We start from the raw sequence: 12,347 nt of genomic DNA, 5'->3' as shown, positions 1-12,347 counted from the left end.
AGCGCCGACGCCCGTGACCAACACCCCGTCTTCCGCCCCCTCCCCCCTTACCTATCGTGACGCGGGTGTCGACATCGACGCCGGCAACGAGCTGGTCGAGCGGATCAAGCCCCTGGTCAAGCGCAGCTTCCGGCCGGAAGTGATGGGCGGCCTGGGCGGCTTCGGCGCCCTGTTCGACCTGTCCAACAAGTACCGCGAGCCGGTGCTGGTGTCGGGTACCGACGGCGTGGGCACCAAGCTGAAGCTGGCGCACCAGCTGAACCGCCACGATACGATCGGCATCGACCTGGTCGCCATGTGCGTGAACGACGTGCTGGTACAGGGTGCCGAGCCGCTGTTCTTCCTGGACTACTTCGCGACCGGCAAGCTGGACATCGACACCGCCGCGGCGGTCGTGGGCGGCATCGCCAACGGCTGCACCGAGGCGGGCTGCGCGCTGATCGGTGGTGAAACCGCTGAAATGCCCGACATGTATGCCCCGGGCGAATACGACCTGGCCGGCTTCACGGTGGCCGCGGTCGAGAAGAGCGAGCTGAAGGACGGCGCCAGCGTGGCTGCCGGCGACGTGCTGATCGGCATCGCCTCGTCCGGCCCGCACTCCAACGGCTACTCGCTGGTGCGCCGCATCTACGACCGTGCCGGCCGCCCGGCCGAGCTGGAGCTGGAAGGCGGCGTGAAGCTGGTCGATGCGCTGATGGCGCCGACCCGCCTGTACGTCAAGCCGATCCTGGCGCTGCTGAAGTCACACGGCGAGGCCATTCACGGCATGGCCCACATCACCGGTGGCGGGCTGACCGAGAACATCATCCGCGTGGTGCCCGACGGCCTCGGCCTGGACATCCAGGCCTCGTCCTGGACCCTGCCGCCGGTATTCCAGTGGCTGCAGAAGGAAGGCGCCGTGGCCGACAGCGAGATGTGGCGCACCTTCAACTGCGGCATCGGCTTCGTGCTGATCGTCGCGCCGGACCAGGAGGCTGCCGTGTCCGAGGCGGTCAGGGCGCAGGGCCTGGAGCACTGGACCATCGGCCAGGTGGTCACCGCCGAAGGCGCCGAGCGCGTCCACATCGGCTGAGCCCGGCAACCAGGAGCCCGCATGGACGCAACGCCCCCCCTGGCACCCACCCCGGTACCACCGCCGTTGGCGGCGGTGCCGGTCTTCAGCAGGCAGGACGCTGACCACCTGCGCGCGCTGTCCATCGCCCACTATGTGTTCGGTGGCCTGATTGCGCTGCTCTCGCTGTTTTTCATTCTGTACATCGTGCTCGGCATCAGTGCGCTGAGCGGCCATCTGCCGATGAACTCCGGGGGCCAGCCCTCGTCGCCGGCCGAACAGCGCCTGTTCGGCTGGGTGTTCACGGTCCTGGGGACCGTGTTCGTCGTCGGCGGCCTGGGCATGGCCGCATTCGTCATCCATGCCGGCCGCTGCGTGGCCCGGCGGCGCCGTTACCTGCTGTGCCTGATCGTGGCCGGCCTGCTCTGCCTGTTCGCGCCGCTGGGCACCGTTCTAGGGGTGTTCACCCTGGTCACACTGCTGCGCCCGCAGGTGAAGGCCGCCTTCGATGCAGCTGGCGCGGCTGCATGACGATGCCGGGCGCGCCTCCGCCATTGCCACAGCAGACCCTGGCGCAGCTGCAGTTGGCCAGCCACCTGCAGACGCTGAAGGTGCTGTTCTACGCGCTGGCAGGTTTCCACTGGCTGGCCGCGTTGGCCTTCCTCGGTTTCATCGGCCTGGTCGCCAGTTCCCGGGGGTTGAACGAAGGCGCGGCGCTGGCCACGGTCTACGGGGTCATTTCGTTGTTGGCGGCGGCGCTTGGCTTCGTACAGCTGCACACTGCGCGCCTGCTGTCGCGCCGCACCGGGCTGGCCTGGTGCCAGCGCGCAGCATGGCTGGCAGTGCTTGCCGGCCCGTTGGGCATGGCGCTGACGGCCTATGCCCGGGTGTTCCTGTCCAAGCCTGACATGGCCGCATTGTTCGACCGCGGCGACCACCTCAGTGCCTGAGCCCGCAGGCAACCCATCGCTTCCTCCTGACCGATCCGACATGTCCGCGCCCGCCACCGCCGCAAACGCCACTGCCCGCGGCTATCGTGTTTCACTGCCCAAGAAGCTGGCCTTCGCCGCCGTACTGGCCGTGTTCCTGGTCAGCTGGATCGATCCGCTGTGGCCCGTCGAACAGGCCCTGCACAGCTCGCTGACCGTCGTCGGCCTGGCTGCCCTGCTCTGGGTGGACCGGCGTGGCTGGCTGGGCAATGGCGCCTTCATCGCGATCTGTGGCTTCATCGCACTGCATTGCGTGGGCGCGCGCTGGCTGTACTCCAACGTGCCCTACGACGCTTGGGCACAGGCGCTGGCCGGCTGGTCGCCGAATGCCGCCTTCGGCTGGCAGCGCAACCACTTCGACCGTCTCATCCACTTGTTGTTCGGCGTCTGCTTCACCCCCGCGCTGCTGCAGCTGGCCCGGCATGCCTGGCCGGCGCTGCGCCTGGGCCAGGCCTTCAGCCTGGCGGTGATGACGGTGATGTGCGCCAGCCTGGTCTACGAGTGGTTCGAGTGGGCCATCGCGCTTGCCCTGTCGCCCGACGCCGCCGAGGCCTACAACGGGCAGCAGGGCGACATGTGGGACGCTCATGCCGACATGCTGCTGGCGACCTTGGGCAGTCTGCTGACCTGGCCGTTGATCCGCCGGAGTGCCCGGCAATGAGCACGCCCACCCGCATTGCCGTGCTCGCCTCCGGCCGCGGCAGCAACCTGCAGGCCATCCTTGACGCAATTGCTGACGGCCGCCTGCCCGCCGAGGTTGTCGGCGTGTTCTCCGACCGCCCAGCCGCGGCCGCGCTGCAACGGGTCGGCGACAGCCTGCGCTGGGCGCATGCACCGAAAGAATTCGGTGACCGCGCCGCCTACGAGCAGGCCTTGGGCGATGCACTGGCCGCGGTCGCGCCGGATCTGATCGTCTGCGCCGGCTACATGCGCATTCTCGGCGCCGACTTCGTGCAGCGCTTCAATGGCCGGCTGGTCAACATCCACCCCTCCCTGCTACCGCTGCACAAGGGGCTGGACACGCATGCGCGGGCGCTGCACGCCGGCGATGCGGAGCATGGGGCCAGCGTGCACCTGGTGGTGCCCGAGCTGGATGCCGGCGCCGTGCTGGCCCAGGCGCGGGTGCCGGTGATGCCCGGCGATGACGCCGACAGCCTGGCAGCGCGTGTGCTGGCGGTGGAGCATCCGCTGCTGATCGCCACCCTGCAGCTGCTGTGCGCCGGCCGCCTGGCTGAACGGGAGGGCCAGCCACTGCTGGATGGTCACCCCCTGTTTAGCCCACTGGTCCTAGATTCCGCCGGGAACCTGAACCGGTAACGCCCACGCACACGCCCCGCTGACCGCGGGGCTGGCATCCTGCCTCCCTCCTGCAGCTCCTGTCCTCCATGAAGACCACGACCCTGCTGTCCACTTCATTGCTGCTGTCGCTTGTCGTGCTTCCCGGCGTGGGTTGGGGCCAGGTGCAAGCGCCTGCGGCCCCTGCGCAGCCGGCGCCTGCAGTCCAACCGCCTGCGGAACCGGCCGTGCCGATGCCGCCGGCGCTGGCCTGGGAGCCGCCGCCGCTGCAGCCGTTCACCGCGACCTACCAGGCCTTCTACAAAGGCAAGGAGGCCGGCGACGCCAGCATGCAGGTCACCCACACCGGCGGCAACCAGTGGCGGGTGGACATGCAGGTAGTCGGCCGCCGCGGGTTCGCCAGCGTGCTGGGACTGAACATCGAGCAGAGCACGGTCTTCGAGGAGCGCGCTGGCACCTATGCACCGCTGAGCCAGAGCACGGTGCGCAAGGGCCTGTTTCTCGGCAAGAAGGCGGTCGGCACGTACAACTGGCAGGCCGGTACCGCGCAGTGGAGTGGCGATGTCGAGAAGAAGCGCGCACAGCCGATTCCGCTGCAGCCGGGCGACCAGAGTGCGCTGCTGATCAATCTGGCAATCATGCGCGACGCCCGCCCAGGCGCCGCGATGCACTACCGCTACGTGGACATGGGCAAGGTCCGCCAGCATGACTACCAGGCCGCGCCGCAGACCGAGAACGTCGAGGTCGGCGACCTGTCCTACAACGCGCTGCGGGTCTACCGGACCAACGGCGGCAAAAATGAAACCATCCTCTGGATCGCCAACGGGGTCCCCACCCCGGTGCGCATCCTGCAACGCGAAGACGGCGAAGACCGCGTCGATCTGCGCCTGATCGAATACCAAGGAGTCTGAGCATGAGCATCCCGACCCGCCCCCTCGCCTGGATCGCGGCCGCTGCCCTGTCCGTGGCCAGCCTGCCGGCCATGGCCCTGCAACCTTTCAAGGCGGATTACCTGGCCAGCTACATGGGCATGCAGGCCAACGGCACGATGACCCTGTCCAACGAAGGCAGCAACAAGTGGCGCTACAGCCTGCAGGTGAAGAACCAGCTGGCCGACCTGAGCCAGAGCACCGTGTTCGAGGAAGTGCGTGGGCAACTGCGCCCGCTGAGCAGCCAGGACCGCTCGGCGCTGCTGGTGAAGAAGCGCAACGTGCAGGCCAATTACAACTGGACCAGCAACCAGGCCACCTGGACCGGCGACATCAAGCCGGACCGTGCCGGCCCCATCGCGCTGAAGGCCGGTGACATGGATGCGCTGCTGATCAACCTGGCGATCACCCGTGACCTGGCCGCCGGCAAGCCGCTGACCTATCGCATGGTCGACGAAGGCCGCATCAAGAACATGACCTACCGCGTGGTCGGCAAGGAATCGATCAGCGTGGGCGGCAAGAGCTACGAGGCCACCAAGGTCTCGCGCGCCGACGGCAACAAGGAGCTGATCGCCTGGATCGTGCCGGAGTTCCCGGTGCCGGCGCGCATGCTGCAGCGTGAGGGCGGACGCGATGCGCTGGACCTGACCATCAAGGCGCTGAACTGACCGGAGATCCACGTCATCCACGCATGGCGTGGATCTACTGGAAACCTGGAGTAGATCCACGCCATGCGTGGATGGACGCCCCGGGAAAAACGCCCGCTTTCGCGGGCGTTTTTCTTACTTCTTTTCCTCGGCCGCAGCGGGCTTGAACTCGGTGCGGCAGTCCACGCGGATCTGCTCGCCGGTGCTGCGCCAGACGAAGGTGCGGCAATGGCGGTTGCCGTCCTGGCTGTCGTTCACCGCGACCGCGTAGAACGATTCGATGATCTCGTCACGCGAGACCGTGCCGTCGCCATTCCAGTCCATGTCCTTCTGCTCGATGCCCTGGGTGATGGCGATGTTGGCGTACCAGGCATAGCCCAGCCACGCCAGCACGATCAGCACCAGCACCAGCAGCGCCTTGCGGCGCGGGCTGAACTTGCCGCGCAGGATCATGGCACGCGCCGGATGGTGGCGCCGAGCGAAGACAGCTTCTCTTCGATGTTCTCGTAGCCACGATCAAGGTGGTAGATGCGGTCGATGGTGGTCTCGCCGCTGGCCATCAGGCCGGCCAGGATCAGCGAGGCCGACGCACGCAGGTCGGTGGCCATCACCGGCGCACCGCTCAGGTGCTCGCTGCCACGCACGATGGCGGTGTGGCCTTCAACCTGGATGTCCGCGCCCAGGCGCAGCAGTTCGTTGACGTGCATGAAACGGTTCTCGAAGATCGTTTCGTTGATCACGCCCACGCCGTCAGCCACGCAGTTGAGCGCCATGAACTGGGCCTGCATGTCGGTCGGGAATGCCGGGTACGGCGCGGTGGTCAGGTTGACCGCCTTCGGCCGCTTGCCCTGCATGTCCAGGGTGATGGTGTCGTCGGTGGTCTCGATCTTCGCACCGGCCTCGACCAGCTTGGACAGCACCGCGTCCATGGTGTTCGGGCGCGCACGGTTGACCGTGACCTTGCCGCCAGTCATCGCTGCGGCCACCAGGAAGGTGCCGGTCTCGATGCGGTCGGGCAGCACTTCGTGGCGGCCACCGGACAGGCGCTCGACGCCTTCGATCACCAGGCGGGCGGTGCCCAGTCCTTCGATCTTCGCGCCCAGCGCGATCAGGCAATGCGCCAGATCGGTCACTTCCGGCTCCATCGCACAGTTGTCGAGGATGGTGGTGCCTTCGGCCAGCACCGCGCCCATCAGCACGTTCTCGGTGCCGGTGACACTGACCATGTCGAAGGTGAAGTGGCCGCCCTTCAGGCGCTTGGCGCTGGCCTTGATGAAGCCGTTCTCGACCACGATCTCGGCACCCAGTGCCTGCAGGCCCTTGATGTGCTGGTCGACCGGACGCGAACCGATCGCGCAGCCGCCCGGCAGCGACACTTCGGCCGCGCCGAAGCGGGCCAGCAGCGGGCCCAGCACCAAGATCGAGGCGCGCATGGTCTTGACCAGCTCGTAAGGTGCCACGTGCTGGTTGACCGAACGCGGGTCGACCACGATCGCGCTGCCGCGCGACAGCGTGCCCTGGTCGATGGTGACCTTGGCACCCAGTTCGCCCAGCAGCTTCACCGTGGTGACCACGTCGTGCAGGTGCGGCACGTTGGTGATCTCCACCGGCGCATCGGCCAGCAGGGTCGCGCAGAGGATGGGAAGGACGGCGTTCTTGGCGCCGGAGATGCTCACTTCACCGTGCAGCGCAGCGCCGCCGGTCACAACGATCTTGGCCATGTATTGGGAATCTTCTGCGGTTCAGCCGGCTTCGGCCGGGGTCACGGTTTTCAGCGCCAGCGCGTGGATCGCGCCGCCCATCAGGTCGCCGAGGGTGGCATAGACCATCCGGTGGCGGGCCAGCGGCATCTTGCCGGCAAAGGCCTCGCAGACCACGGTCGCTTCGAAATGCACGCCATCGTCGCCACGCACATCGGCGCGGGCGCCAGGCAGGCCGGTTTCGATCAGATTGCGGATGGTGTCGGCGTCCAACGGGCTTTCCTAATAAAATGTGCATCCATTCTACTTCCGCTGCGTGGCGTCCGCATGGCCGAATCCCTGTTGCCCCCCCGTTCTGCCGACCCTGCCGGCCTGATCGCCAGTGGCCGCCGCGTGTTCGAGATCGAGCGGCAGGCACTGGAGGCCGTGGCTGACCGCCTCGGCGAGGCCTTCCAGCAGGCCTGCCAGGCGATCCTGGCCAGCCGCGGGCGTGTGGTGGCCACCGGCATGGGCAAATCCGGGCACATCGCCCGCAAGATCGCCGCCACCCTGGCCTCCACCGGCACCCCGGCGTTCTACGTGCACCCTGGCGAGGCCGGACACGGTGACCTGGGCATGATCACCGAGGACGATGTGGTGCTGGCGCTGTCCTATTCGGGGGAGTCGGACGAGCTGCTCATGCTGTTGCCGGTGCTCAAGCGCCAGGGCAACCTGCTGATCTCCATGACCGGCCGCCCGCAGTCCAGCCTGGCCACCGCCGCCGATATCCACCTGGACGTCAGCGTGCCGGCCGAGGCCTGCCCGCTGGCGCTGGCGCCGACCTCCAGCACCACCGCCTCGCTGGCGATGGGCGATGCGCTGGCCGTGGCCCTGCTCGACGCACGCGGCTTCACCGCCGACGATTTCGCCCGCTCGCACCCGGCCGGCAGCCTCGGCCGCCGCCTGCTGCTGCACATCACCGACGTCATGCATAGCGGCGAGGACCTGCCCAGCGTGGGTGCCGACGCCAGCCTCAGCGAGGCGCTGGTGGAAATGAGCCGCAAGCGACTCGGGATGACCGCCGTGGTCGACGCCGATGGCGTGCTGATCGGCCTGTTCACCGACGGCGACCTGCGCCGCGCGCTGGACAGCGCGCTTGACGTGCGCACCGCGAAGATCGCCGACGTGATGACCCGCAACCCGCGCACCATCGGGGCCGACCAGCTGGCCGTAGAGGCCGCGCGGCAGATGGAAACCCAGAAAATCAACGGCCTGATCGTGGTCGATGACCAGGGCCGTGCGGTAGGCGCCCTGAACATTCATGACCTGTTGCGGGCCCGGGTGGTTTAACCGACAGTCCGTAGACCCCATTCAGTCTGTAATGCCCCACCCGACCCCACCGAGCCTGCTGCCCTGATGCCCTGGTCCCCCCTGCCCGCCTTCCCTGCCCACCTGCATGCCGCTGCGGCCCGCGTCCGCCTGGCCTGCTTCGACGTGGACGGCACCCTCACTGACGGTCGGCTGTACTACGACAAGGAAGGGAACGAGAGCAAGGCGTACTTCGTGCAGGATGGCCTGGGCCTGAAACTGCTGCAGCAGCACGGTATCCACCCCGTGCTGATCACCGCGCGCAACAGCCAGTCCGCGCTCAAGCGCGGCGCCGACCTCGGCATCGACACCCAGATCGCCGTGGGCGACAAGCTGGCCAGCGTGCAGGCGCTGTGCGCGCAGCACGGCGTCGGCCTGGAGCAGGTGGCCTTCATGGGCGACGACCTGCCGGACCTGGCGCCGCTGGGCGCGGTCGGCCTGGCAGTGGCCCCGGCCAACGCCCACCCGTGGATCGCCGAGCGCGTGCACTGGCAGACCCGCGCCGACGGCGGACGTGGCGCCGCCCGCGAACTGTGCGACATCCTGCTGGCCGCACAGGGCCACGTGGATGCGGTGCTGGCGAGGTTCGGCGCATGAGCCTGCCGACACTGAACTGGCGCACCCTTCTGGGCGTCGGCCTGCTGCTGGCGGCGCTGCTCAGCAGCTGGGCCGCCCTGCGCAACCGCGACAAGGGCCCGGCCAACGACAGCCAGGAGCCGGGTGTGGACTACGTTCTGCACGACTTCCAGATCGTGGCCCTGGATGAGCACGGCAAGGAGTCGACCACCCTGCGTGCGCCGCGGCTGGAACGCCAGCGTGGCGACCAGACCATCAACATCGCCACGCCGCTGTTCGAGATGCCGGACAAGGATGGCAAGCACTGGACCCTGCGTGCCGAGACCGGCTGGCTCAGCGCCAAGGGCGACCAGATGAAGCTGCGCGGCAATGTGGCCGGCGACAGCCCGGCCGATCCGGGCGTGGTGCCGACCACCTTCCGCACCGACCATCTGGACGTGTTCCCGAAGGAGAACCGCGCCCGCACCGACGCCCTGGTGACCATGACCCGCCCGGGCATGGAACAGTCCGGCGTCGGCTTCGAAGTGGATTCGAAGAACAACACGTATCATTTCCTCAGCCAGTCCAAGGGCCGTTACACGCCCAAACGCTGATTCCGCCGCCAGCCCGCGACGTCTCCGGACAGGCGCAGGGCCGGCAGCCCCACCCTCCGCCCCCGGCCCGCCCGGGAGGCCCCCACCGGTAGAACGGACCCCGATGAAGATTTCCTTTGCCGCCGTACTCGCGCTCGGTCTTCTTGTCCCCAGCGCCGCCTTCGCCAAGTCCACCGACCGCAACGAAGACATGCACATCGATTCCGGCGCCCAGTCCGGCACGCTCACCGGCGACGGCAAGACCGTGCTGTCGCAGGGCGTGATCATCACCCAGGGCACGCTGGACCTGCGCTCGTCCGAGGCCGAGATCTACCTCAAGGATGGCGAAGCCGTGCGCGCGGTGTTCACTGGCAAGCAGGCCAAGATGAAGCAGCAGCTCGATGACGGCACCTGGATGGATGCCGTTGCCGACCGCATCGACTACGACATCAAGACCGAGATCATCACCCTGACCGGCAACTACAAGGTCACCAGCGCGCGCGGCACCAATGCCGGCCAGCGCATGGTCTACAACACCCGCACCGGCGAAATGAACTCCGGTGGTGACGGCAGCCGTGTGCGCACCGTCATCCCGCCGAAGAACAAGACCCCGGCCGCGCCTGCGGCACAGCCCAAGGCCACCACGCCGGCGCAGCCGGCCGGGAGCAGGAAGTAATGCTCGTCGCCAAGGGCCTGCGCAAGAAGTACAAGCAGCGCGAAGTCGTCAAGGATTTCGGGCTGACCCTCGACGCCGGCGAAGTGGTCGGCCTGCTGGGCCCCAACGGTGCCGGCAAGACCACCTGCTTCTACATGATCGTCGGCCTGGTTGCGGCTGACGCTGGCAGCATCGTGCTCGACGGCAAGGACATCACCGGCGACCCGATGTATACCCGCGCCAAGCAGGGCGTGGGCTATCTGCCGCAGGAACCGTCGGTATTCCGCAAGCTGACCGTGGCCGACAACATCCGCCTGGTGCTGGAGCTGCGCGAAGACCTGGATGCGGCCGGCCGCGAGCGCGAATTGAACAGCCTGCTCGACGAACTGCAGCTGGGCCATGTTGCCGACCAGCTTGGCGCCAGCCTGTCCGGTGGCGAACGCCGCCGCTGCGAGATCGCCCGCGCCCTGGCAGCGCAGCCGCGCCTGATCCTGCTTGACGAGCCGTTCGCCGGTGTCGATCCGATTTCGGTCGGCGAGATCCAGCGCATCGTCACCCATCTCAAGCAGCGTGGCATCGGCGTGCTGATCACCGACCACAACGTGCGCGAGACCTTGGGTATCTGCGACCGCGCGTATATCCTCGCCGAGGGCAGCGTGCTGGCCCAGGGTTCGCCGGAAGCGATCCTGGACAACGCCGATGTACGCCGCGTCTACCTCGGGGATTCCTTCAAGCTGTGAAGCAGTCGCCGGGGCCCTTTCCTTCCTTTCGGCACAGGCATGAAGACTCGGCTGCAGACATCGTTGGGACAGCAACTGGTGCTTACGCCCCAGTTGCAGCAGGCGATCAAGCTGCTGCAGATGTCCACCACCGAGCTGGAGCTGGAAATCGCGCAGGCGGTGGAAAGCAATCCGCTGCTGGACTGGGCCGACAGCAGTGACAGCAGCAGTCCTGCCGGCGAAGGCGACGACAACGGCAACGATGCGCCCGCAGAACGCGCCGATGCCGGCGACGACTGGGCGCCGGCGGAACTGGACTGGAACGCGTCCGGCAGCGGCGGCAGCTTCGACGATGACGACGACAATGGCAGCGCCGCCGAGCGCGTAGCCGAAACCGAAACGCTGGCCGACCATCTGCTGTGGCAGCTGCATCTGTCGCATCTGTCCCCACGTGATCGCAGCATCGGTGCCGCGCTCATCGATGCACTGGACGATGACGGTTATCTGCGCGAACCGCTGGGCACCATCGCCGACACCCTGTTGCCGGCGATCCACGCCGGCGAGGACGAGATCCTCGCCGTGCTGCATCGCATCCAGCGCTTCGATCCGGTGGGTGTGGCTGCACGCACGCTGGGCGAATGCCTGCTGCTGCAGCTGGATGTGCTGCCCGGCGAAACGCCCGGGCTGGCGCTGGCGCGACAGATTGCCGCAGGCCCGCTGGAACGGCTGCCACGCAGTGGCGTCGCCGGGCTTGCTCATGAGTTGAAGCAGCCGATGGACGAGGTCGAGACTGCCGTCGCGCTGCTGCGCTCGCTGGACCCGCGCCCGGGCACGCAGATCGCACCGCTGTCGCAGGACACTTACGTGGTGCCGGACGTGGTGGTATGGCGGCAGAACGGCGTGTGGCGCGCTGCACTGGCCGCCCATGCCGGGCCGAAGGTGGTGATCCACCGCGGCTACGAACAGCTTATCCGGCGTTGCGGCGATGCCGATGCCGGCTACCTGCGTGCCCAGCTGCAGGAAGCACGCTGGCTGCTGAAAGGCCTGCAGCAGCGCGGCGAAACCCTGTTGCGCGTCGTGCGCAGCCTGATCCTGCAGCAGGCCGGCTTCCTTGAATTCGGCGAGCAGGCGCTGCGCCCACTGACCCTGCGCGAGATTGCCACCGAACTGGGCCTGCACGAATCCACGGTGTCGCGTGCGATCGCCCGCAAGCACGTGCGCACCCCGCGCGGCACCCTGCCACTGCGGGCCTTCTTCGCCTCCGGCATCGATACCGAAGGCGGCGGCGAGGCGTCCAGCACCGCCATCCAGGCGATGATCCGGCGCCTGATCGACGATGAGAATCCGCGCAAGCCGCTTTCTGACGCCAAGCTGGCTGACCTGCTCAAATCGTCGGGAATCCCAGTAGCGCGGCGCACCGTGGCGAAGTATCGTGAAGCCATGAACATTTCCGCCTCGCACGAAAGGGTCAGAATCGCTTGACGCGCCGCCGCGCCCGGCGGAGAGGTTCATTGGCACATCCGAACACAGGAGAAACCCGATGCGCATCGAAACGTTTGGCAAAGATGTCGAAGTCACCCCGGCCCTGCAGTCCTATGTGGAGGAAAAGCTGGCCCGGATCGGAAAGCACTTCGACCAGCACTGCGAAGCGCGGGTGACCCTCAAGCTGCAGAAGACCGAACACCATGTCGACGCCAGCCTCAACATCCCGGGCCAGACCCTGCACGCGGAGGCCAATGCCCAGACCATGTATGCCGCGATCGACCTGCTTGCGGACAAGCTTGACCGCCTGGTGATCAAGCACAAGGAGAAAAAACAGCAGCACGCGCCGCTGCCGGTGGGCGACAATGGTGGCTGATCGCCACC

At 67.5% G+C, this 12,347-nt stretch carries 17 protein-coding genes; 14 read left to right on the top strand and 3 right to left on the bottom strand.

What is annotated here, in order from left to right; translation table 11 throughout:
* The first annotated feature begins 13 nt into the window (after positions 1-13).
* The 7 genes from purM (at position 14) to ROV95_RS19380 (ending at position 4,933) form a co-directional block, all read left to right on the top strand.
* A complete protein-coding gene (purM, locus tag ROV95_RS19410; RefSeq protein ID WP_019659436.1) occupies positions 14-1,072 on the top strand; it encodes a phosphoribosylformylglycinamidine cyclo-ligase in 1,059 nt (352 codons plus the stop codon).
* A gap of 21 nt (positions 1,073-1,093) precedes the next feature.
* The gene (locus ROV95_RS19405) at positions 1,094-1,582 is read left to right on the top strand and encodes a hypothetical protein (protein ID WP_312545914.1); all 489 of its coding nucleotides are present in this window, start codon (positions 1,094-1,096) and stop codon (positions 1,580-1,582) included.
* Positions 1,579-2,001 carry a hypothetical protein gene (locus tag ROV95_RS19400; RefSeq protein ID WP_312545913.1) on the top strand — a complete coding sequence of 141 codons (423 nt, stop codon included), beginning with the start codon at positions 1,579-1,581 and terminating at the stop codon, positions 1,999-2,001. Before ROV95_RS19405 ends, ROV95_RS19400 begins: the two co-directional genes overlap by 4 nt.
* Positions 2,002-2,041: 40 nt before the next feature.
* Positions 2,042-2,701 (top strand): DUF2238 domain-containing protein, encoded by a 660-nt coding sequence (locus ROV95_RS19395; RefSeq protein ID WP_019659439.1) that lies wholly within the window; start codon positions 2,042-2,044, stop codon positions 2,699-2,701.
* Positions 2,698-3,357, top strand: a complete 660-nt coding sequence (gene purN, locus ROV95_RS19390) for a phosphoribosylglycinamide formyltransferase (protein WP_021202586.1) — start codon at positions 2,698-2,700, stop codon at positions 3,355-3,357. Before ROV95_RS19395 ends, purN begins: the two co-directional genes overlap by 4 nt.
* Before the next feature lie 68 nt (positions 3,358-3,425).
* On the top strand, positions 3,426-4,247 hold the full coding sequence (locus ROV95_RS19385) for a DUF3108 domain-containing protein (protein ID WP_312545910.1): 822 nt from the start codon (positions 3,426-3,428) through the stop codon (positions 4,245-4,247).
* Between the two features lie 2 nt (positions 4,248-4,249).
* A complete protein-coding gene (locus tag ROV95_RS19380) occupies positions 4,250-4,933 on the top strand; it encodes a DUF3108 domain-containing protein (RefSeq protein ID WP_171952374.1) in 684 nt (227 codons plus the stop codon).
* Between the two features lie 114 nt (positions 4,934-5,047).
* On the opposite strand, the gene ROV95_RS19375 is transcribed toward ROV95_RS19380, so the two are convergent.
* Genes ROV95_RS19375 through ROV95_RS19365 form a run of 3 tightly spaced genes read right to left on the bottom strand, consistent with a single transcriptional unit; the run spans position 5,048 to position 6,885 of the window.
* Positions 5,048-5,365: an EF-hand domain-containing protein gene (locus tag ROV95_RS19375; protein ID WP_155029068.1), complete on the bottom strand. Its 318-nt coding sequence runs from the start codon at positions 5,363-5,365 to the stop codon at positions 5,048-5,050.
* Complete coding sequence (gene murA, locus ROV95_RS19370; RefSeq protein WP_019659444.1) at positions 5,362-6,633, bottom strand: UDP-N-acetylglucosamine 1-carboxyvinyltransferase; 1,272 nt, start codon at positions 6,631-6,633, stop codon at positions 5,362-5,364. The genes ROV95_RS19375 and murA overlap by 4 nt, the downstream gene beginning before the upstream one ends.
* A 21-nt stretch (positions 6,634-6,654) precedes the next feature.
* A complete protein-coding gene (locus tag ROV95_RS19365) occupies positions 6,655-6,885 on the bottom strand; it encodes a BolA family protein (protein WP_021202589.1) in 231 nt (76 codons plus the stop codon).
* 54 nt (positions 6,886-6,939) lie between these two features.
* Here ROV95_RS19365 and ROV95_RS19360 point away from each other — a divergent pair, with 54 nt between their 5' ends.
* From ROV95_RS19360 to raiA, 7 genes are all read left to right on the top strand, one after another.
* The gene (locus ROV95_RS19360; protein ID WP_019659445.1) at positions 6,940-7,941 is read left to right on the top strand and encodes a KpsF/GutQ family sugar-phosphate isomerase; all 1,002 of its coding nucleotides are present in this window, start codon (positions 6,940-6,942) and stop codon (positions 7,939-7,941) included.
* Positions 7,942-8,007: 66 nt separating this feature from the next.
* Positions 8,008-8,556, top strand: a complete 549-nt coding sequence (locus ROV95_RS19355; RefSeq protein WP_019659446.1) for an HAD hydrolase family protein — start codon at positions 8,008-8,010, stop codon at positions 8,554-8,556.
* Positions 8,553-9,128, top strand: a complete 576-nt coding sequence (lptC, locus tag ROV95_RS19350) for an LPS export ABC transporter periplasmic protein LptC (RefSeq protein WP_019659447.1) — start codon at positions 8,553-8,555, stop codon at positions 9,126-9,128. The genes ROV95_RS19355 and lptC overlap by 4 nt, the downstream gene beginning before the upstream one ends.
* Positions 9,129-9,231: 103 nt before the next feature.
* Positions 9,232-9,783 carry a lipopolysaccharide transport periplasmic protein LptA gene (gene lptA, locus ROV95_RS19345; protein ID WP_019659448.1) on the top strand — a complete coding sequence of 184 codons (552 nt, stop codon included), beginning with the start codon at positions 9,232-9,234 and terminating at the stop codon, positions 9,781-9,783.
* Positions 9,783-10,502, top strand: a complete 720-nt coding sequence (lptB, locus tag ROV95_RS19340) for an LPS export ABC transporter ATP-binding protein (RefSeq protein WP_019659449.1) — start codon at positions 9,783-9,785, stop codon at positions 10,500-10,502. The genes lptA and lptB overlap by 1 nt, the downstream gene beginning before the upstream one ends.
* Positions 10,503-10,541: 39 nt before the next feature.
* Positions 10,542-11,963, top strand: a complete 1,422-nt coding sequence (locus ROV95_RS19335) for an RNA polymerase factor sigma-54 (protein WP_021202591.1) — start codon at positions 10,542-10,544, stop codon at positions 11,961-11,963.
* Positions 11,964-12,021: 58 nt separating this feature from the next.
* A complete protein-coding gene (raiA, locus tag ROV95_RS19330) occupies positions 12,022-12,339 on the top strand; it encodes a ribosome-associated translation inhibitor RaiA (RefSeq protein WP_004147311.1) in 318 nt (105 codons plus the stop codon).
* Positions 12,340-12,347 lie beyond the last annotated feature (8 nt).

This window comes from Stenotrophomonas maltophilia group sp. msm1 (assembly GCF_032025805.1).
In the GTDB taxonomy this organism is placed as follows: domain Bacteria; phylum Pseudomonadota; class Gammaproteobacteria; order Xanthomonadales; family Xanthomonadaceae; genus Stenotrophomonas; species Stenotrophomonas hibiscicola.
The sequence above is the reverse complement of the archived record's forward strand: the minus strand, read 5'-3'. Positions and strand labels throughout refer to the sequence as shown.

Bases quoted from the DNA above. Each gene is read 5' to 3' on its own strand.
- ROV95_RS19335 (WP_021202591.1), top strand. From the start codon at position 10,542: ATGAAGACTCGGCTGCAGACATCGTTGGGACAGCAACTGGTGCTTACG.
- ROV95_RS19405 (WP_312545914.1), top strand. From the start codon at position 1,094: ATGGACGCAACGCCCCCCCTGGCACCCACCCCGGTACCACCGCCGTTG.
- lptA (WP_019659448.1), top strand. From the start codon at position 9,232: ATGAAGATTTCCTTTGCCGCCGTACTCGCGCTCGGTCTTCTTGTCCCC.
- murA (WP_019659444.1), bottom strand. From the start codon at position 6,633: ATGGCCAAGATCGTTGTGACCGGCGGCGCTGCGCTGCACGGTGAAGTG.
- ROV95_RS19380 (WP_171952374.1), top strand. From the start codon at position 4,250: ATGAGCATCCCGACCCGCCCCCTCGCCTGGATCGCGGCCGCTGCCCTG.
- ROV95_RS19395 (WP_019659439.1), top strand. From the start codon at position 2,042: ATGTCCGCGCCCGCCACCGCCGCAAACGCCACTGCCCGCGGCTATCGT.
- ROV95_RS19375 (WP_155029068.1), bottom strand. From the start codon at position 5,365: ATGATCCTGCGCGGCAAGTTCAGCCCGCGCCGCAAGGCGCTGCTGGTG.
- ROV95_RS19400 (WP_312545913.1), top strand. From the start codon at position 1,579: ATGACGATGCCGGGCGCGCCTCCGCCATTGCCACAGCAGACCCTGGCG.
- lptB (WP_019659449.1), top strand. From the start codon at position 9,783: ATGCTCGTCGCCAAGGGCCTGCGCAAGAAGTACAAGCAGCGCGAAGTC.
- ROV95_RS19360 (WP_019659445.1), top strand. From the start codon at position 6,940: ATGGCCGAATCCCTGTTGCCCCCCCGTTCTGCCGACCCTGCCGGCCTG.
- ROV95_RS19385 (WP_312545910.1), top strand. From the start codon at position 3,426: ATGAAGACCACGACCCTGCTGTCCACTTCATTGCTGCTGTCGCTTGTC.
- purN (WP_021202586.1), top strand. From the start codon at position 2,698: ATGAGCACGCCCACCCGCATTGCCGTGCTCGCCTCCGGCCGCGGCAGC.
- raiA (WP_004147311.1), top strand. From the start codon at position 12,022: ATGCGCATCGAAACGTTTGGCAAAGATGTCGAAGTCACCCCGGCCCTG.
- ROV95_RS19355 (WP_019659446.1), top strand. From the start codon at position 8,008: ATGCCCTGGTCCCCCCTGCCCGCCTTCCCTGCCCACCTGCATGCCGCT.
- lptC (WP_019659447.1), top strand. From the start codon at position 8,553: ATGAGCCTGCCGACACTGAACTGGCGCACCCTTCTGGGCGTCGGCCTG.